Here is an 18,476-nt window from a genome sequence, read left to right as displayed (position 1 = left end):
CCGAAAACGCTTCCAACATTAATTAATAGAAATTAGTTAGCAAGCTAACAAATTCTGACCTTTAAAATTTTCTATCTTTTCTGTCAAATTCCTCTTTTTTTCTTACATATAAAATTCGACTTTTTTCTCTTTGAAATAAAGCGGGATTTTATTCAGTGGATTTTTGATTATTCGTTGAATCAAGTTTCAACCGCAGCGTTTAATTAGCCATGAATGCTGGATAATGAGGTAACTTTAATACTTGAGGGGATATAAGAAGAATATAAAAAAGACTCCAACATATTAACTACTTACTAATACGTTAGAGTCTTTATTTTTTTTGAATGATTGTATTTATATATCTCATACTAATACATTTGCAAGGAATAGAATAAATGATGTTAATATTACTGCTCCACCTAAGGATCCTAATAAATCTGTTTTTGTTACTTGAAACACTTGTTCACTGTTCATATCCCTCATTCTCCTTCCTTTTTTGTTTGATTTAAAACTTCTATTATACTAATACACTTGATAAAAATACGATTAATGCTGTTAATACTACCGCTCCACTTGCTGATCCTACGAAGTCACCTTTTGTTACTTGTAATACTTGCTCTTTCATATCTTTCATTCTCCCTTCTTTTTCCTTTGTTACAAAGCTTCTATTATACTAATACGCTTGATAGAAATACGATTAACGCTGTTAATACTACTGCTCCACTTGCTGATCCTACGAAGTCACCTTTTGTTACTTGTAATACTTGCTCTTTCATATCTTTCATTCTCCCTTCTTTTTTCTTTTGTTACAAAGCTTCTATTATACTAATACGCTTGATAGAAATACGATTAACGCTGTTAATACTACCGCTCCACTTGCTGATCCTACGAAGTCACCTTTTGTTACTTGTAATACTTGCTCTTTCATATCTTTCATTCTCCCTTCTTTTTCTTTTGTTACAAAACTTCTATTATACTAATACGCTTGATAGAAATACGATTAATGCTGTTAATACTACCGCTCCACTTGCTGATCCTACGAAATCACCTTTTGTTACTTGTAATACTTGCTCTTTCATATCATTTATCCTCCCTTTTTATAAGTTATCTATATGTAATTTCTAAGAAATGTTTATTTCATGGTTTTTATGTTAACGTTACATTAATTTTGATAACGTAACGTTTGTAACATTAATGTAACATAACTATTATTACGTTGCAATATAATTACGTAAAATTTATTACACTTTTTTTACGTTTTTTTATAATAACCCTCAAAAACCTTTATTTAATGCGTTTTTCACTAAGTTCACGTTTGTAACATTCGTGTAACATTACAGTCATAAAGTGAAATGTATTCATATTCCTCTCTATTTTTGTTACAAATCGTTTATTTAGTGACACTAAACCTATCTAATCTTTACTTACTTTTAATATGAGATAAAATACCGTCTTTCCAAGATAAGTTTATATGTTTCCTCTATATAACTATGTATAATAAAAACAAAGAGGTGGTCATTTTGAAATTAATCGCATTAGATATGGATGGTACACTACTATCATCTAATCTTGAAATCTCCAAAGAAAACCTACAAGCAATCCAAACTGCACAAGAAGCTGGTCATATTGTAATGATCTGTTCTGGTCGTGCGAAAGAGGATGCTTTAAAGCTATTGGAAGAATATAAATTATCTCTTCCAGTCGGAGCGAGCAATGGGGCTATTGTTTATGTGGATGGAAAAGTAATTAACTCGCGTTGTATACAAAACGACAAAGTGTACAAACTTGCAAAATTACTAGAATCTGAAGGTTTCCCATATAAGCTATATACGAATAAAGGAGTTTATTCTCCATATACATGGCAAGATCAAGTGATGCAAGCATTCGAAGAAAATAAGCATACGCTTGATGTTACATTAGAGGAACTTGAACGAATTACAGAAAAGCAAAAGAAATCGAACCTAATTACTGATTTCAAAAAAATAGAAGATGTTGTAAATAACCAAGAACTAGAAATATCTAAATTCTTCATTTTAACGTTTAATGCAGCGCATCGCGCACAACTATTAAGTATATTACAAGAAGATGCTGATATTATGGTTACAGCATCAGCTCCTACTAACTTAGAAATTATGGATAAGAATGGACATAAAGGAAACGGGATACAGCAGATGGCAGCTCATTTTAATATCCCTATTGAAGATACAGTTGCTATTGGTGATAATTTTAATGATGTACCGATGTTAGAAGTAGCAGGCTTATCTGTTGCAATGGGCAACGCTGAAGAAGATGTAAAAAAGCTATGTGATGTTGTAACACTAACAAACAATGAACATGGTGTTGCTCACGCAATCGAGCAATTTGTATTGAAACAAACTTCATCTAGTAAATAAAAAAGGACTCTTTCAATTTGAAAGAGTCCTTTTTTATACGTGATGACAAGCAACAAAATGCTCTGCACCAACATTACGGAATTCTGGTACTATTTTTTTACAAACATCCGTCGCAAATGGGCAACGTGTATGAAAACGACAGCCCGAAGGTGGATTTGCTGGACTTGGAATATCCCCTTCTAGTATAATTCGCTCTCGCTTCACTGTTGGATCTGGTATTGGAACAGCTGATAACAATGCTTTCGTATAAGGATGTAGCGGATTGGTAAATAACTCATCACGCGGTGCTGTCTCCACAATCGTACCTAAATACATAATTCCGATTTTCGTACATAAATGTTCTACTACACTTAAATCATGCGAAATGAATAAATAAGATAATCCCTTTTTCTCTTGTAACTCACTAAATAAATTAATAATTTGTGCTTGGATAGATACATCTAGTGCCGCCACAGGTTCATCAGCTACAATAAATTCCGGATTTAATACCATAGCTCTTGCGATTACGATACGCTGACGTTGTCCACCAGAAAATTCATGGGGATACCGGTCAATATGATAAGGAGCTAACCCACATAACTCCAATACTTCAATTACCTTTTCACGAACATTTTCTTTCGTCGCTAATCCGTGGGCCAACATTGGCTCTCCAAGCGCTTCTCCAATTCTCATTCTCGGATTTAATGAGCTAAATGGATCTTGGAAAACGAGCTGCATATTAGGGCGATGTTTTCTTAATTCATCCTTGGATAAAGAATGAACATCTTTCCCTTTAAACTTCACTTCTCCCTCCGTTTTTTGAACGAGGCGTAAAATTGTTTTTCCTATTGTTGTTTTTCCGCTCCCTGATTCGCCAACGAGACCAAACACTTCACCTTTATTAATAGTAAAACTTACTCCATCAACCGCTTTTACATGCCCAATTGTTCTACTAAATACGCCACCCTTAATTGGAAAATATGTCTTTAGATTTTTCACCTCTAATAATGGTTCACTCATTGTTCCGCACGCTCCTCATATAGCCAGCAAGCTACTTTATGATTTTCATCATTTACATTTAGATTCGGGGCTTCTTTTCCACATATTTCCATACAATGCTCACAACGCCCACTAAAGTAGCAAAACTCACCTAAACCAACTAAATTCGGAACTTGCCCTGGAATAGAATATAGTTTATCTATTCGTTTTCCCATTACTGGTTTTGATTTCAATAATCCTTTCGTATAAGGATGTTTTGGATTTTGGAATATCTCTAGTACTGGGGCTTCTTCAATAACTTTCCCGCCATACATAACGACAACATAATCAGCCATTTCCGCTACGACACCTAAGTCATGTGTAATTAATAAAATCGACGTTTTAAATTCTTCTTTCACTTGTCTTAGTAGATCCAATATTTGAGCCTGAATAGTAACATCAAGAGCTGTTGTTGGTTCATCCGCAATTAATAACTTAGGATTACAACTAAGTGCAACAGCAATCATAATACGTTGTAACATCCCGCCGCTCAGTTCATGCGGATAAGAATGGACGATTTCATCAGCGCGGGCTATGCCAACTTTATGAATTAACTCAATTGCCTTCTTATATGCTTCATTTTTACTAAGTAATTCATGCTCCCTTAACGTTTCTACAATTTGCTCTCCTACAGTGAAGACGGGGTTTAGCGATGTCATCGGTTCTTGGAAAATCATCGCAATATCATTCCCTCGTAAACTACGAAGCTCTTTCTCTTTCATTCCTAAAAGACTTTTTCCTTCATATAAAATATCTCCACCTACTACACTGCCTGATTCAGCAATAAGTCCCATGATAGATAACGCCGTTACACTTTTTCCACAACCAGATTCACCTACAACACAAACAGTTTCACCTTCTCGAACAGAAAAACTAACATGATTCACAGCTTTTACTGTCCCTTCTTCTGTCTGAAAGTGTGTTTGTAAATCTTTCAGCTCTACTACCGCTTTACTCATATCTCCTCACCTACCGTCTCATCTTTGGATCTAATGCATCACGAAGTGCATCACCAAGTAAATTAATTGATACAACTGTTATAAAGATTGCAAAACCAGGCGGAATCCATAACCATGGACGCTTTTGGAAATCGATTAATGAGTTAGCTGCGCTAATCATGTTCCCCCATGATGGTGTAGGTGGAACGACTCCGAGACCTAAGTAACTTAGTGCGGATTCTCCCAAAATAGAACCTGCAACACCTAATGTAGATACGACAATTAAAATGGGTAAAACATTAGGTATTAAGTGATATATAATTTTCCGGTAATCTTTTATTCCTAACACATCCGCAGCTTGCATAAATGCTTGCTCCCTAAGTGATAAAATTTGCCCTCTTACAAGGCGTGCAAGCCCTGGCCAACCTACTAAACTTAAAATAATCATAATGACATACAAACGATAATCAGACGGTACTTTCCACTCTGATAAAATCGCACCCATTATAATAAGTAACGGTAATCCTGGCATCGACATTAAAATATCTGCAAGCCGCATAATAATATTGTCCACAATACCACGATAAAAACCTGCAATCGCTCCTAATAAAGCTCCAAGTATAACCGATAAAACCATTGAAGCTAAACCAATGGTTAATGAAATACGTCCCGCTTGCATAAGCCTTGTTAAAATATCTCTTCCTAATTGATCTGTACCAAGCCAATGAGAAAAACTAGGTGGTTTGTTAATGAGCGCAACTTGTATTTTTCCTGATGCATATGGAGAAAAGAACGGACCGATAAAACAAAATAAAAACATAAAAATTAATGCATAAAACCCTACAAGTGCCATCTTATTTTTCTTTATCTTTTTAAAAGCTTGTCGCCATGGTGATGATTCATTTCTTCTCTTTTTTTCTTTTTTTTCTGTAATTACTGTAACAGTCTCCATTTCTTTCCCCCCTTACTTCAACCGAATTCTTGGATCAACAACTGCATATACGATATCTGCTAAAAAGTTTGAAACGATTGTTAAACAAGAAAGAAACATCGTAAATGCCATCAATACTGTATAGTCACGGAAATTTAATGCTTCTAATTGAATATTACCAATCCCTGGCCAGTTAAAAATTTGTTCAATAATAATTGCCCCAGAAAACAATCCAGGTAATTCAAATGCTAATAACGTAATTGCCGGTAAAATTGCATTTTTTAATGCATGCTTATAAATAACCGTCTTCTCCTTCAAACCTTTCGCTCTTGCTGTTCGTATGTAATCTTGTCTTACAACCTCTAACATACTTGTTCTAAAATAACGAGTTAGCGAGCCGACCCCAAGAAGTGTCAAAATAAATACTGGTAAAATCATATGTTTTGCAACTTCTATCACGTAAGCAAATCCTGTTGAATTACTGCCAACATCAATCATTCCACCTATCGGTAATAACTTAAAGTCAACCGCAAACACCTTAATTAAAAACAAACCGATAAAGAATGAAGGGAATGACATTGCTGCAAAAACACCGATTGTTACAAGTTTATCGAATAAAGAATGTTGCTTCGTCGCCGAGAATACACCGATAATAAGTGCAATTAGCCAAATAAAAAACAATGCAATAATTGCTACACTAAAAGAATTCCAAATAAATTTATTTAATAATGACGTTACAGGCTCTTGATATTGAAGCGAAAAGCCAAAGTCCCCTTGCAATGCATTACCTAACCAATGAAAATAACGCTCAACAATTGGTTTGTTCAACCCATATAACTCCCTCAGTTCAGCTGCTCTTTCCGGTGTAATTTTCGGGTTTGAATCAATATAATCCCCAGGAAGAAGTGCGAACAGGACGAAGATAATAATTGATGTACCAAGCAGTGTAGGAATCATTTGTAACAACCTACGAACAATATATGTTTTCACCCTTTTTCTCTCCAATCTTATGCTTAAAATAGAAGAACATTTTTTCAAAGCGGCACATTACTAACCGAATGAAAAAATGTCTTCTACTTATACATTCTTATCGTTATTTTTCAAATGATAATACTGGTAAGTTTGCACTAATACTGTTGTACTTTTCAGGATCAATTCCTTTTATATTCCCGTTATAACCAGTAATTGTTCTACGGTAGTTTAATAGAATTACTGGTGGATCATCACTTAATTCTTTATACAATTCTTTATAAATAGGTTTACGCTTTTCGATATCTACAGTTTCAATACCTTTTTGAATTAGCTCATCTACTTTTGCATTCTTATAACCAAGACTAGTTTCATTTGCAGTAGACAAATATTCACCAGCTGTTTCACTCGGATCACTTGTAATCGGTGTCGAAACAGAAGCTAAATCATAATCCCCTTTGTTTACCTTAGAAAGCATCGTATTAAAGTCCATAAATTCAGGATTAAACTCTACACCTATTTCTTTATAATTCTCTTTCGCAATCGGAATTAATAAATCACTATCTTTAGCCGAACTTGGACCGAAATAAGAAAGTTTTAATTTTTGACCATCTTTTTCACGAATTCCATCCGAACCAACTTTCCACCCTGCTTCATCTAATAATTTTTTCGCTTTTTCTTTATCGTATTCGTATTTATTAACTCCTTCTTCCGTATAAGCCCAAGAAGTTGGATGAATTGGTACATTGGCTACTGTACCGTATCCTTTTAACGCTGTATCAACATATTTTTTGCGGTCTAATCCGTAAATAAGTGCTTGGCGAACCTTTTTATCCTTTAAGTAAGGCTTATTATTATTCATATAAATATAACTAAATGACGGTGCTGTTTCAATTTGGATATTTGCGAATTCTAAAGCCTTAGCCTGTTCAAGAACCTCATCACCAGTACCTAAGCCAGTATGGTCAACTTCTCCTGTTTGGAATAACTGAAGCTTCGTATCACCAGAAGTAATTTTATAAATGAAGTTTTGAATTTTTGGTTTACCCGCATAATAATTTTCGTTTGCTACAAAACGAACTTCTTGACCTGGAATATACTTTTCAAATTTATATGGACCCGCAGCTAATGGCTTTCCATATAAATCTTTTAAGTAATCTAAGCTTGTATTTTGCTTATAATCTTTTCCATAATAAGCTTTTGATAGTACTGTACCTCCTAAAACAAATATAGCTTGTGAATTCACTTTTTCAGTTGTAATTTTAATTGTTTGTGGATCAACAACTTGAATACCTTCAATTGAAGTTGCTTTCCCTTCTTTATATTCTTTACCACCTTTAACCGCATATTGAGAGATATCTACTTCACCTTCATATGCCTTATCATGTAAAAGCGTCAATGTGAAAGCTACATCATCCGCCGTTAATGGCGATCCATCACTAAATTTCAAATCTTTACGTAAATGGAATGTATATGTTAACTGATCAGAAGAAACGTCCCACTTCTCAGCTAATTCTGGAATTGGTTTCCCTTGTTTATCGGTTGATACGAGAGATGCAAAAATAACTGAAGTTACGTTTCCATCCCAACCATTTTGTTGGAAGTATGGCAAAAATACGCCGCCTGGCTTACTAATACCAACTACTAACGTATCTTTTCTATTCTTCGCTTTGTCTGGCACTTTCGTTTTATCTGTCGCAGCGATCTTTTCAATTTTCACATTTTTTAAATCCTGCTGTTTAACCGGCTCTGTAGAAGCCGCGTCCTCCTGTCCCCCACAAGCAGACAACACAAGCGAACTACTCATTAATACCGAAAATACACCAGCCCATTTTTTTGTCTTTTTCTTCATTGTCCCCACCCTAACTTTTTATGATTATACCCTCTGAACGAATTACCTTATGTATGCCTCCCACAGCAACATTTATAGCCAATCGGAAAAGTCGGTTTTAATCGTAAAAAAATAGATGTTTTTGAGGGGTAACAATCTTATTCCGACCTTTCCGGTAGACTTTATGGTTATTAGCTTATATCGTTCATTATGTTTTGTCAATTCTTTCTAAATAAATATTTTGAGAATTTTTCCAAAATTATCACTCTACATTTATACTTTAAGAAAACTCAGCTATAATTCGTATTAAAACTTAAAAATCTACTTCTATTCCTTCAGCATGAAACATAGAATACTAATAACCAATTACAAAAAAGGGGGCGAAAATATGGACAACCTATTCCAATACGTCCTGCACTACGTATTATTAACAATTATGATAGTCGGAGCACTATTACTATTCCCGTTCTTCCCAAAGTTCGTCCTCTTTTTAGCTTTTTTTATCATGCTCGGGATCGCTATTATAATTTCAACGAAAGAAGATGCCACGCAAAAAGAGAGCAGAGTTCAGCGCGTAAAGCTGTAACTTTGCTCTCTTTTTGTTTTCATTCACTAGTCTCTGTTACACATATTTATCCCGCTATTTGCCGGGCAGTAAGACCCCCACTGATTAAAGTTTCACTTTATCTCTCGGGAAATAATTAGCCTTTGTTTTTGTAATTACTCCTATCGAAAAACCACTAATGACATTTATTTTTCAACTTATCATTTTCATATGTTTCACAAACTATGCAAATTGAGGAAAATGGATTTATCTAAGTTACTGTTTCACGTGAAACACATCGCTTCATTTAACCTTTAAAGCAAAATATCATTATGAAAAAAGCCACTTCCTCCAGCAAAACTGAAAGGAAGTGGCTTTCTACTCATTACTCCACCATATTCTCTAATTCATTATATAAATCTGCTCGTAACAACTCTTTCTTCGTTTTTTCCTCATATAATTTTTCAAGTCTTTCAACATCAGCTACATATTCCATTTCACTTTCTAATGCATATATATCTTCTTCTATATGCATTAACTCGTTTTCAATCTCCGCAAAACTTCTAGAATCTTTCTTTTTTATAGAGATTGCTTCAACACTTTTTCTTCCATGGTGCTTATGCTTTATTACTTCCTCCTCAAGCTTTTCTTCCCACTTTTGACGAGCCCATGCATAGTTTCCTGCAAACTCAAATAATTTGCATCTATCAATCCAGTACGTCTTTTCAAATAACTTATTTAAAAAATATCGATCGTGTGAAACAGCTAAAATCGTCCCGTTATATTGCTCAAGGGCTTCCTCTAAAACTTCCCTTGATTCAATATCAAGATGGTTTGTCGGCTCATCTAAAATTAGAAAATTGATGTCTTGATACATAAGTTGCGCAAGTCTTAATCTCATTTTTTCTCCACCACTAAGTTGCGTTACTTTCTTAAATACTGCTGGGCCATAAAACAAAAACTTAGCTAATATATGTCTTGCTTCTCCCTCTGTTACAGCCACATTCTCCCTGAATGCTTCCAATACATTACTCTTCATATTTTCATATGCATGTTGTGATAAATAACCAATTTTGACACTACTACCAATTCGAATTTCACCAACGTCTGGATTTATTTCTTCTAATAGTAGTTTTAATAATGTAGTCTTTCCTGTACCATTACGACCAACGATAGCAGCACGCTCTTGAAAACGAACATGTAAATTCGCTTGTTCAAATAAAGATCGGCCAGCAAAACCTTTACTCACTTCTTTCATTACAACAACATCTTTTCCGCTTCTCTCTTGCCCTTCAAACTGAAGACCCATCTGTTTTCTTTCTAAAATCGGCCTCTTTAATTTCTCTATACGCTCTAACGCACGTTCCATATTCCTTGCTCTTTTATGCAATCCTTCATTCGGAGGATTCGCTTGATTTGCCCATTCACGTAGGCGCTTAATTGCTTCTTTCATTTTCTTTATTTTCTTTTGCTGCTCTTGATAAGCTTGAAACTCTTGAAGTAATCTTTCTTCCTTCTCCTCAACGAACTGAGAATAATTCGTATGGTACACGTGAATCTCTCCATCTTCCAGATCAAAAATTTTCGTTACAACTTCATCAAGGAAATAGCGATCGTGTGAAATAACCATAATTGTTCCATTATATTCTTTTAAAAATTTCTCTAACCATTCAACTGCAAACAAATCTAAATGATTTGTTGGTTCATCTAATAGAAGTAAATCTGGTTTCTGCAATAGCATATATGCAAGGCTTACTTTCGTCTGTTCTCCTCCACTTAATTCCGTAAATACTCTTGGAAATAAGTCTGTTACTTGTAAGCCATTTGCTACCTTCATTATATTTGCCTCTATTTCATAACCACCGAGAAATGCAAATTTTTCTTGAATTATTCCGTACCTCTCCATTAGCTTTTGCAAAGAAGATTGTTCCTGCTCCTCCGCCATATTTTTTTCTAGAGCATGCATTTCTTTTTCTAATTCCTTTTCTACTTTAAAAGCGGAACTCAATACATCATATACAGTCATGAACTCATCAAACTTCGGAATTTGTGCGACATGACCAATACGTGTACCTTTCTTCATATGGATGGCTCCTGCATCCAAACTCTCCATTCCCGTCAGAAGCCCAAAGATTGTTGTCTTCCCACTACCGTTACGACCAACTAACCCAACACGTTCACCATTCTTTATTTCAAGCGATATATTTTCAAATATGATGTTTCCACCAAAAGATTTCGTTACATTATTTACACTACAAATAGTCATTTTCCGTACTCCTTTCAATATAAAAAACCATGAGAAAGAAACATTCCCCATGGTTTTCGGCATAGAAAAAGGAAGCCAAATAGCTCCCTTTTCACACGTTTATTAAAAATGGGTGAAGAGATTTCTATCGTTCAATAGTCACTATGCAATTGTTAAAAAAGGGCATACGTATCCCGTTAACAACTACATCATGAAAAATCGCACGACAAAAATAGATAAAATCTAAAAATTTGGCACGCGCAGCTAAAGAACGTTTCATCTCATTCACCCCTTTCGTACGGAATTTAATACTTACTTCTTTATTATACTTTCCAATTTCATGTTTGAATAGTCATTTTTCTGAAAATAATGAAGATAGACTAAACATTTCAATAAGTGACATCAAATCTTACAAAACTGTTATGTTCACGTAATGGAAAGCGATAGTACGAAAAGATGCCTCCCTATACAATAAAGATGTAAACAAGCAAGACAAACAAAAGGAGGAAACAAACATGATAAAAGAAATCGTAAAAGCAATCTTTGAGGTATTAGTGAACGGACAAGCAGTTGTAAAAGAACTAAATGAACTATAAAAAGGAGTGAAGAAATATGATGAACATGGTGAAAATGATTTTACACGCTTTAGTCGATGCAAAAGCAGTTAGCCAAGAATTAAACCAACAATAAAAAGGGGTATATGAATATGAAGAAAGCCATTATTATAATTGCAAGCACAGCAATTACCTTATACACAATAAAAAAGAGAAAAAAGAAAAATAATGAAAATGTTCTATATTATCCATACACGCTATTAGAGAAAAAATAAAAGACAAGGTACCCTATCGTAATGAGGATATCTTGTCTTTTATTTTTCCCCTATTCCTTTAGAGGATTTCCTTCTCCTTTTCCCGAATGTATTAAGCGGGATTTTTACACATATTTTAAAGGGGCATATATACAAATGGATACACAACAACTATATTTTTTAAACGATATCGGTAAACAAAAACCAGAAAGTATTCGGAATAGAAGCGCTGCATGTCCATTTTGCGATAAAGAACAATTAACGGATATTTTAGCAACTGATGGTTCTATTATTTGGTTAAAAAATAAATTTCCTACATTACAAGATACATTTCAAACAGTGTTAATCGAAACCGATAATTGCGAAGATCATATCGCAACATATACAAAAGAACATATGAGAAAATTACTGCAATTTTCTATTCAACATTGGTTACACTTACAGAAGAACGAAGAGTTCGCATCTGTGATTTTATATAAAAATCACGGTCCATTTTCAGGTGGAAGTTTGCATCATGCACACATGCAAATTATCGGAATGAAATATGTAGATTATCTTGAAAATATTGAAGAAGAAAATTTCCAAGGGTTAATTGTTCAAAAAAATGAATGCATTGAGCTTAATATTTCAGAGCGTCCCATTATTGGCTTCACTGAATTCAATATAATCATTGATAATATTTCATATATAGATGCAATGGCAAATTACATTCAGCAAACTGTACGTTACATACTGACAGATTTCCATAAAGGATGCAGTAGTTATAACTTATTCTTCTATTACTTAAATGGAAAAATTATTTGTAAAGTTGTACCTAGATTTGTCGTTTCACCATTGTATGTAGGATATAAAATACCGCAAGTTTCTACAAAACTAGAAGAGGTGAAAATACAACTCACGCAGTATTTCACGAAAGAAAAGGATGAAATTATTCATAAAAAAACAGAGTAGGTATAGAAAACCTACTCTTTTATTACACCTTTATTTCGATAGTACACATCTTCTAATCCGATGTTATACTTCATGTTATTATCCGTCCACTCTGGCCCTAAATTCCCTGGCCATCCAGATGTATTCGCTATATATTTCAGTAATGCAAAATCAGTCAAACCTTTTTGCACCCCACGCTTATATCCTTTCATTAAATGCGGCATTGCAATTTGCGCATTTGTACGTGGATCTTTCAGCTCATCATCAGTTAAATGTTCTGGTGCAAGCCCGCCGCCGCGGTGTAGTTGAAACAATCCGAATGAAGTTCCATTATCTCCAACACTTCTTGGATTTAATCGACTTTCATGCTCGGCAATTGCAAGAGGTATCCATTCTGGAAGATTTACTTTCTTCGCTTCCTCTATAATGATGTGTTTCATCTGTTTTGCTTCTTCTGAATCAACATAGCTTGTTCCATTCACTAGCTTATCCATTCCTTCAGACTTTCCTTGGAAATATAAATATACTCCAAGAACAACTAAAAATCCTACAAAGAATTTCTTCACTACCTCTACCTCTTTCTCCGCTGAAATTTGTCCCCTTTCAGCCTTCCCTTTACAATTACCTACATTCTATTACTCTTTTATCATAGCAAATAACTATACATATTATCATCATGCTTTAGACCGATTTTGTGAAAAAACAGCTGGTAAATACGGGCAAAAATGTAACTTTCATAGACTATAACGCATTTATTGTATATAATTGTAAACTGAACTCTATATATAGAATAGGAGCGTACAAAATGAAAAAATGCCTAACACTCTTGTTCAGCATTTTACTACTCATCCCTACCTACACCTCTGCACAAACATCATCAAAACCAAAAGTACTTGTTTTGTATAGTACACAAGACGATAAAGTTTCAAATAATGTCCAAATCCTTAATACTCAATTAGGACATTTTACAAATGATATAACCGTAAAAAAATTAAAAGAAGCAACTTCAATTAATAACGTATCCTCCTATACACATATTGTTTATATCGGTGAAACAAAAGAAGCGTTTTCTGATGAAACGAAACAATTTCTAGAAAACTTCTCCGGCCCTATATTAGTATTAGGACAAAATGTTGAACAATTATCTAAGCGTTTTTCTTTCATTACTTTGAAGAGTGATGATATACGAGTTAATAAAATTGAATATCCAGACAAGAAGCTAAAAAATACCTTAGAAGAGGAACGATTAATTCAATTATTTGATACGAATGGAACTGTGCTTGCTAACGCCTTAAGCTCAAATAACACTAATCCACTAATTGTTCAGCATGAAACATCTTATTATGTTGCAACACCTAACCTCTTTGACTGGATGTCTCATTACGTCGGTGAAATGTTATTTTCTTATTTCGGCCAAAAACCAACGAAAAATAAAGTTGAAGCTTATTTACGCCTTGAGGATGTTCACCCAGCAGCAGATATAAATCAATTGAAAGAAATTGCTGAATTACTAAAAGAGAAAAAGATGCCTTACATGATTACTGTTATTCCGGTATATAAAGATCCAGATACAGGAAAGATAATACATTTAAAAGATAGACCAGAACTAGTTGATCTTTTACGCTCTATGCAAGATGATGGTGCAGCAATTATTATGCATGGTTATACTCACCAATTTTATGACAGTGAAACAGGTGAGGGCTTTGAATTTTGGGATGTAAAAACAGATCAACCAATTCGCCAACCGAAGCATGAAAAACCGAAGACAAAAGATGACTTTCCAAATATAGAGGCATATAACCAATATGTAAAAAAAGGGGAAGAATTCGAGGAAAAATATACGAAAGATCATATCGAAAAAGGAATTCAAGAACTTGTAGATGCTAAACTATATCCTGTTGCCTTTGAAGCACCTCATTACACGATGTCTCAAAAAGGATATGAAATATTATCAAGGTACTTTTCAACTTATGTAGGACAACTACAGTTAAATGATACAACTTGGAAATCCATGCACTCACCATATTATACAAGTACTCCGTCATTTTTACATGGAATGAAACTATTGCCTGAAACAGTCGGATTGATTGAAGAAGATACGCCACAAACTATTGCTAAAATGAAAGAACGTGCTCTATCTGTTTCTAAATTATCAGATGGAGTTATTGGTGCATTCTATCATCCTTACTTAGGTGTGAAACCATTAAAAGAAGTATTAAAGGATCTAGAAAGTATTCCAAATATAGAATGGATTGATTTACAAAAGGAAAAGAATGAAGTAAAAATGAAAGATATTCATATTACGACGAATAAAGACGGCATTCACGTTGAAAAACCAACCAGTGCGAATGACATAATTGATTATATAAAGCAATATGGCTTCTTCCTTATACTGGGGTTCGTTATCATTGTCTTTCTTTTATTATTAAAACGTGCGAAAAAATTAGAATCCTAATACAAAACCACCGAGCGGAACGCTCGGTGGTTTTTTTCATATATCAAACCGTGGCATTTTATTAAATAAATTCAACTTTTACTTTTTCCGTTACATTATGAAAATTATAATTCTCCTATCCTTTCAAATAAAATCGACTTGTATTTTCATATATTGTTTCTGCGACCTTATCAATGGATATGTTTTTTATAGAACTAATTTCCTTTAATACCTCTCGAATCATTCTTGGATGCGTTATAACACCCTCTTGAAATTCCCACGGTCCATCTGTTTCTACCATCATATATTCAAGCGGATAATACGAAACGATTTTTCTAATCTTCTCCTTATGTAAAACATCCGGTGTAATCGAAATATAATAACCATTTCTCATCATCCGTTTCATTGTTTCATCGCTTCCTTTAAACCAATGGAAGTGTGCACGTGAAACTTTATATTTCTCTAGCAAATCACATACAATGTCAGCATCTTCATAAACTGCGTGTAATACAATCGGCAAATTATACTTACTAGCTAGTTCTATAAATTTTTTCAATACAGCTATGTATGGATCTGCAGCAATTCTTTCATCTTCTTTTCTCAAATAATAGGGCAAACCTACTTCACCAATCGCAACAATTTCCTCTGCGTTCTGTTCAATAAGTTGATAAATCTGTTCACACTCTTCTTTATGAATCTGTTGCTCTGGATGAAACCCTATCGCTGGATATATAAAGGGATACTTCTTCGCTAAAGATAACGTTTCCTTACAAGATTGATAATTCATAGATACTGCAATAAGCCCCTTTATTTCATTACTATTTTCCACCTCTTTCAGTAATCTGCTCTTCTCTTCATCCTTATATTGATCAACATGTATATGACTATCAATCCATTTCATCTTTATGCCCCCATAAAAAAAACAAGAAAGGACTTCCTTTCTTGTTTTAGCATCTATATTATTTAACAATTAAGTTTGTTATGATATCAAATAATCCAATACACACTACGGCAACAGTAAAGTAGCTACAGAAATCTTTAATTGGTAACTTCACTACTTCTTCTTTACGCATCCCATTCTTCTCCCTTCTTACTAGATCCCTAATTATTTTTCTATCTGTATCTATTATGCAAAAAATATGACAAATTTACTATCGAATTAACTTACGTAAACCTTACAATGTTGTAAGGTTTAAAAAAGGATCCCCATCTTTATTCAGATGAGGATTATTAAAAATTAGTTGGTTTTTCATTCTTCATTACAAACAGAAAGTAATACATTGAGACTTTCTAGTTACACTATATGAAAATTACTATCTTTTAACTATCGAATTACATTACAGAAGGCTTACATGTTTGTAAGTTATGTGTAATGTAATTCGATAGTTCCCCTTACTTATATTTCGTACAATAAAGTTAGGAAGTAAGCCAAATAAGAAGAACACTCACATAACCAAATTACATTGCTAGTAGCTACTCTTCTTATACCTTTCACCCATGCTACTACAATGTACCCCCTTCCTCTTTATATAATAAAAAAGCCTTAGTCTATATGGACTAAGGCTTTTTTGTTAATCTTAAAAATACCCTTACCCAGTATTTTTATTTTCGACAAAAAATAGCTGGGGGTATATTTTACTATCTCATCGTTAAAAGTTTGCTCTTCGCATTTATAGGAATATTTGCAACCTCAATCTCTTCAATCGATTCACCGTAACGTCCTTTTGCAAAAACCTTTAATGCTTCATCTCTCTTTAACATATGCTTAACCGTTTTCTTTATTTTCTGCTCTCTACCACGTTCATCGAATGCAATAAATTCATATTCATACCACTCATCACCAATATGCTGACCAATTGTATTCACAACCGTATAGTATTCTTTCGTCTTATAAAATGGATTATATTTATCGATAACCGGTCCAAGTTTCGTAGGCAGTAACATTACTACTATCACTATCATCGCTATTATAGTAGTGATCATTTTTTTCTTCATAATAAACATTCCTCCTCTGCAGGATATATATACATCCATTTTAAAAAGGGGGAATAAAATCTACTATTGAATCTCATTACATTACACTTACATTTTTGTAAGAATTAAAAAAGGTGAACGAATTTGCTCGTTCACCTTTTAGCTTGCTTTAAAGCCACCGCCAAGTACATCACGTACATCATGTATAACAACGAAAGAATCTTCATCTACCCGACTAATAACTTGTTTTAACTTAACAAGCTCTTGTTTATTAATAACAACATATAAAACTTCTTTATTTTTACCAGTATATCCGCCGCGCCCTTCTAATACAGTAACACCGCGTGTCATATTTTTCGTAATAGCTTCACGAATTAAGTCTGGTTGATTCGAAATAATCGTAACAGCCGTTTTTGTGTCCATTCCTTCTACAATGAAATCAATCACCTTCGCTCCAATGAACACAGCTACAAGTGTATACATTGCCTTTTCTTGCCCTATTATAAATACAGAACCAGCAATTACAACAATATCAATAATTAGTACACCTTTACCTACACTCCAACCTAAATATTGATTTGCTAACTGAGCTAAGATTGCTGATCCTCCCGATGTACCTCCGGCTTTGAACATACAGCCTAATCCAATACCCACAAATAAACCAGCAAATAAAGCTGCTAATAATGTATCACTATTTACATGATACTCAATATGTTCTGTAACGTATAAAAACAAAGATGTTTCTACAATCCCTAAAATTGTATAAATCATTGTTTTCTTATCAAAAAATTTATAACCAATAGCTAGTAAAATTGCATTTATAGCAAAATTCACAATCCCTGGTGACCAATCAAATAAGTAGTACGTAACAACCGTTAAACCAATAATTCCACCTTCCGATAAACGGTTTGGAATTGCAAAGTAATTAATACCAATTGCGAATAATAATGAACCAATTGTAATTAGTGTTATTTCCTTTATACGTTGATTAACCATAGTTCATACCCTCCCCCCATTTGACATTGTATCACTATCTCCTAGAGGTTTAGAAGTGGTTTTTATTCCGCATTTTCCCTCTTAAAAATTGAAATATTATGTTTAAACAGAGGGTTGATTAATTATTCATATTTGCTCTAACTACATGGACAAATCGCTCCACATTCCCTTTCTGAATATGCTTAGCTCTAACCGTTTCATGATTATAAGTAAACTCAAAGTACGAATGAAAATCTATGCTATCTATATGCAAATATGGGTACTCTTTAAATGTTGAAGGATAGTACGGAAATTTCCCGTAAAAAAGGAGACGTCTAGTAGTGGCAACAAAAATTCCATGTTGGTAACATAACATAAAATTATCCTTCTCAAAGATCCCTACTACAAAGGCTAACATTTTTTCGTTATCCTCTATATACTTGTTCACACTTAATAAAAGTTCATTCATGCATATCCCTCCAAATACTATTCTTGAAAAGAATCCATG

The 18,476-nt window shown here is 33.9% G+C and carries 22 protein-coding genes; 5 read left to right on the top strand and 17 right to left on the bottom strand.

What is annotated here, in order from left to right; genetic code table 11:
- Positions 1 to 342: 342 nt before the first annotated feature.
- Genes DN399_RS01295 through DN399_RS01275 form a run of 5 tightly spaced genes read right to left on the bottom strand, consistent with a single transcriptional unit; the run spans position 343 to position 1,058 of the window.
- Positions 343 to 453 (bottom strand): DUF3948 family protein, encoded by a 111-nt coding sequence (locus DN399_RS01295; protein WP_001083690.1) that lies wholly within the window; start codon positions 451 to 453, stop codon positions 343 to 345.
- 43 nt (positions 454 to 496) lie between these two features.
- A complete protein-coding gene (locus DN399_RS01290; RefSeq protein WP_000664237.1) occupies positions 497 to 604 on the bottom strand; it encodes a DUF3948 family protein in 108 nt (35 codons plus the stop codon).
- A gap of 43 nt (positions 605 to 647) precedes the next feature.
- Positions 648 to 764, bottom strand: coding sequence for a DUF3948 family protein (locus tag DN399_RS01285; protein WP_000654250.1), 117 nt, complete (start codon positions 762 to 764; stop codon positions 648 to 650).
- A 35-nt stretch (positions 765 to 799) separates the two neighbouring features.
- Positions 800 to 916, bottom strand: coding sequence for a DUF3948 family protein (locus tag DN399_RS01280; RefSeq protein ID WP_000654250.1), 117 nt, complete (start codon positions 914 to 916; stop codon positions 800 to 802).
- 34 nt (positions 917 to 950) lie between these two features.
- On the bottom strand, positions 951 to 1,058 hold the full coding sequence (locus DN399_RS01275; RefSeq protein ID WP_000664237.1) for a DUF3948 family protein: 108 nt from the start codon (positions 1,056 to 1,058) through the stop codon (positions 951 to 953).
- A 441-nt stretch (positions 1,059 to 1,499) separates the two neighbouring features.
- Between DN399_RS01275 and DN399_RS01270 the strand changes: the two genes are divergently transcribed.
- Positions 1,500 to 2,372, top strand: a complete 873-nt coding sequence (locus tag DN399_RS01270; RefSeq protein WP_149149292.1) for a Cof-type HAD-IIB family hydrolase — start codon at positions 1,500 to 1,502, stop codon at positions 2,370 to 2,372.
- Positions 2,373 to 2,405: 33 nt separating this feature from the next.
- On the opposite strand, the gene DN399_RS01265 is transcribed toward DN399_RS01270, so the two are convergent.
- The 5 genes from DN399_RS01265 to DN399_RS01245 all read right to left on the bottom strand — a co-directional run bounded on the left by DN399_RS01265 (position 2,406) and on the right by DN399_RS01245 (position 8,079).
- Positions 2,406 to 3,371 carry an ABC transporter ATP-binding protein gene (locus tag DN399_RS01265; protein WP_001294518.1) on the bottom strand — a complete coding sequence of 322 codons (966 nt, stop codon included), beginning with the start codon at positions 3,369 to 3,371 and terminating at the stop codon, positions 2,406 to 2,408.
- Positions 3,368 to 4,348 carry an ABC transporter ATP-binding protein gene (locus DN399_RS01260; RefSeq protein ID WP_025710410.1) on the bottom strand — a complete coding sequence of 327 codons (981 nt, stop codon included), beginning with the start codon at positions 4,346 to 4,348 and terminating at the stop codon, positions 3,368 to 3,370. The genes DN399_RS01265 and DN399_RS01260 overlap by 4 nt, the downstream gene beginning before the upstream one ends.
- A gap of 10 nt (positions 4,349 to 4,358) precedes the next feature.
- Positions 4,359 to 5,279: an oligopeptide ABC transporter permease gene (opp4C, locus tag DN399_RS01255; protein ID WP_000451077.1), complete on the bottom strand. Its 921-nt coding sequence runs from the start codon at positions 5,277 to 5,279 to the stop codon at positions 4,359 to 4,361.
- Between the two features lie 12 nt (positions 5,280 to 5,291).
- Positions 5,292 to 6,248, bottom strand: a complete 957-nt coding sequence (locus DN399_RS01250) for an ABC transporter permease (RefSeq protein WP_000860748.1) — start codon at positions 6,246 to 6,248, stop codon at positions 5,292 to 5,294.
- A 103-nt stretch (positions 6,249 to 6,351) separates the two neighbouring features.
- Positions 6,352 to 8,079: an ABC transporter substrate-binding protein gene (locus DN399_RS01245; RefSeq protein ID WP_000730692.1), complete on the bottom strand. Its 1,728-nt coding sequence runs from the start codon at positions 8,077 to 8,079 to the stop codon at positions 6,352 to 6,354.
- 367 nt (positions 8,080 to 8,446) lie between these two features.
- Here DN399_RS01245 and DN399_RS01240 point away from each other — a divergent pair, with 367 nt between their 5' ends.
- A complete protein-coding gene (locus DN399_RS01240) occupies positions 8,447 to 8,644 on the top strand; it encodes a hypothetical protein (RefSeq protein WP_000369248.1) in 198 nt (65 codons plus the stop codon).
- 343 nt (positions 8,645 to 8,987) lie between these two features.
- On the opposite strand, the gene abc-f is transcribed toward DN399_RS01240, so the two are convergent.
- Both abc-f and DN399_RS28275 read right to left on the bottom strand, forming a co-directional pair.
- A complete protein-coding gene (gene abc-f / locus DN399_RS01230) occupies positions 8,988 to 10,868 on the bottom strand; it encodes a ribosomal protection-like ABC-F family protein (RefSeq protein ID WP_149149291.1) in 1,881 nt (626 codons plus the stop codon).
- A 124-nt stretch (positions 10,869 to 10,992) separates the two neighbouring features.
- A complete protein-coding gene (locus DN399_RS28275) occupies positions 10,993 to 11,127 on the bottom strand; it encodes an RAxF-45 family protein (protein WP_000830643.1) in 135 nt (44 codons plus the stop codon).
- 420 nt (positions 11,128 to 11,547) lie between these two features.
- Here DN399_RS28275 and DN399_RS01225 point away from each other — a divergent pair, with 420 nt between their 5' ends.
- Positions 11,548 to 11,676, top strand: a complete 129-nt coding sequence (locus DN399_RS01225) for a hypothetical protein (protein ID WP_002023099.1) — start codon at positions 11,548 to 11,550, stop codon at positions 11,674 to 11,676.
- Between the two features lie 135 nt (positions 11,677 to 11,811).
- Complete coding sequence (locus tag DN399_RS01220) at positions 11,812 to 12,606, top strand: DUF4931 domain-containing protein (RefSeq protein WP_149149290.1); 795 nt, start codon at positions 11,812 to 11,814, stop codon at positions 12,604 to 12,606.
- A gap of 11 nt (positions 12,607 to 12,617) precedes the next feature.
- On the opposite strand, the gene DN399_RS01215 is transcribed toward DN399_RS01220, so the two are convergent.
- Positions 12,618 to 13,151 carry a transglycosylase SLT domain-containing protein gene (locus DN399_RS01215; protein ID WP_149149289.1) on the bottom strand — a complete coding sequence of 178 codons (534 nt, stop codon included), beginning with the start codon at positions 13,149 to 13,151 and terminating at the stop codon, positions 12,618 to 12,620.
- A gap of 239 nt (positions 13,152 to 13,390) precedes the next feature.
- Between DN399_RS01215 and DN399_RS01210 the strand changes: the two genes are divergently transcribed.
- Positions 13,391 to 15,040 (top strand): DUF2334 domain-containing protein, encoded by a 1,650-nt coding sequence (locus DN399_RS01210; protein WP_149149288.1) that lies wholly within the window; start codon positions 13,391 to 13,393, stop codon positions 15,038 to 15,040.
- 115 nt (positions 15,041 to 15,155) lie between these two features.
- On the opposite strand, the gene DN399_RS01205 is transcribed toward DN399_RS01210, so the two are convergent.
- The 4 genes from DN399_RS01205 to DN399_RS01190 all read right to left on the bottom strand — a co-directional run bounded on the left by DN399_RS01205 (position 15,156) and on the right by DN399_RS01190 (position 18,437).
- The gene (locus tag DN399_RS01205) at positions 15,156 to 15,920 is read right to left on the bottom strand and encodes a TatD family hydrolase (RefSeq protein WP_016124200.1); all 765 of its coding nucleotides are present in this window, start codon (positions 15,918 to 15,920) and stop codon (positions 15,156 to 15,158) included.
- Positions 15,921 to 16,657: 737 nt separating this feature from the next.
- Positions 16,658 to 17,014 carry a YxeA family protein gene (locus DN399_RS01200; protein ID WP_000728422.1) on the bottom strand — a complete coding sequence of 119 codons (357 nt, stop codon included), beginning with the start codon at positions 17,012 to 17,014 and terminating at the stop codon, positions 16,658 to 16,660.
- 138 nt (positions 17,015 to 17,152) lie between these two features.
- The gene (locus DN399_RS01195) at positions 17,153 to 17,989 is read right to left on the bottom strand and encodes a YitT family protein (protein WP_000248038.1); all 837 of its coding nucleotides are present in this window, start codon (positions 17,987 to 17,989) and stop codon (positions 17,153 to 17,155) included.
- Between the two features lie 118 nt (positions 17,990 to 18,107).
- Entirely contained in the window at positions 18,108 to 18,437 is a 330-nt protein-coding gene (locus DN399_RS01190; RefSeq protein WP_001004230.1) for a PH domain-containing protein, read from the bottom strand.
- Positions 18,438 to 18,476: the final 39 nt, after the last annotated feature.

This window comes from Bacillus sp. AR4-2, from assembly GCF_008274865.1.
GTDB classification, from domain to species: Bacteria; Bacillota; Bacilli; order Bacillales; family Bacillaceae_G; genus Bacillus_A; species Bacillus_A cereus.
This window is presented reverse-complemented; position numbering and strand designations above follow the sequence as displayed.

Coding starts and splice junctions, on each gene's coding strand:
- DN399_RS01295 (WP_001083690.1), bottom strand. CDS start 453: ATGAACAGTGAACAAGTGTTTCAAGTAACAAAAACAGATTTATTAGGA.
- abc-f (WP_149149291.1), bottom strand. CDS start 10,868: ATGACTATTTGTAGTGTAAATAATGTAACGAAATCTTTTGGTGGAAAC.
- opp4C (WP_000451077.1), bottom strand. CDS start 5,279: ATGGAGACTGTTACAGTAATTACAGAAAAAAAAGAAAAAAAGAGAAGA.
- DN399_RS01205 (WP_016124200.1), bottom strand. CDS start 15,920: ATGAAATGGATTGATAGTCATATACATGTTGATCAATATAAGGATGAA.
- DN399_RS01260 (WP_025710410.1), bottom strand. CDS start 4,348: ATGAGTAAAGCGGTAGTAGAGCTGAAAGATTTACAAACACACTTTCAG.
- DN399_RS01280 (WP_000654250.1), bottom strand. CDS start 916: ATGAAAGATATGAAAGAGCAAGTATTACAAGTAACAAAAGGTGACTTC.
- DN399_RS01220 (WP_149149290.1), top strand. CDS start 11,812: ATGGATACACAACAACTATATTTTTTAAACGATATCGGTAAACAAAAA.
- DN399_RS01190 (WP_001004230.1), bottom strand. CDS start 18,437: ATGAATGAACTTTTATTAAGTGTGAACAAGTATATAGAGGATAACGAA.
- DN399_RS01200 (WP_000728422.1), bottom strand. CDS start 17,014: ATGAAGAAAAAAATGATCACTACTATAATAGCGATGATAGTGATAGTA.
- DN399_RS01240 (WP_000369248.1), top strand. CDS start 8,447: ATGGACAACCTATTCCAATACGTCCTGCACTACGTATTATTAACAATT.
- DN399_RS01265 (WP_001294518.1), bottom strand. CDS start 3,371: ATGAGTGAACCATTATTAGAGGTGAAAAATCTAAAGACATATTTTCCA.
- DN399_RS01290 (WP_000664237.1), bottom strand. CDS start 604: ATGAAAGAGCAAGTATTACAAGTAACAAAAGGTGACTTCGTAGGATCA.
- DN399_RS01195 (WP_000248038.1), bottom strand. CDS start 17,989: ATGGTTAATCAACGTATAAAGGAAATAACACTAATTACAATTGGTTCA.
- DN399_RS01285 (WP_000654250.1), bottom strand. CDS start 764: ATGAAAGATATGAAAGAGCAAGTATTACAAGTAACAAAAGGTGACTTC.
- DN399_RS01245 (WP_000730692.1), bottom strand. CDS start 8,079: ATGAAGAAAAAGACAAAAAAATGGGCTGGTGTATTTTCGGTATTAATG.
- DN399_RS28275 (WP_000830643.1), bottom strand. CDS start 11,127: ATGAAACGTTCTTTAGCTGCGCGTGCCAAATTTTTAGATTTTATCTAT.
- DN399_RS01275 (WP_000664237.1), bottom strand. CDS start 1,058: ATGAAAGAGCAAGTATTACAAGTAACAAAAGGTGATTTCGTAGGATCA.
- DN399_RS01225 (WP_002023099.1), top strand. CDS start 11,548: ATGAATATGAAGAAAGCCATTATTATAATTGCAAGCACAGCAATTACC.
- DN399_RS01210 (WP_149149288.1), top strand. CDS start 13,391: ATGAAAAAATGCCTAACACTCTTGTTCAGCATTTTACTACTCATCCCT.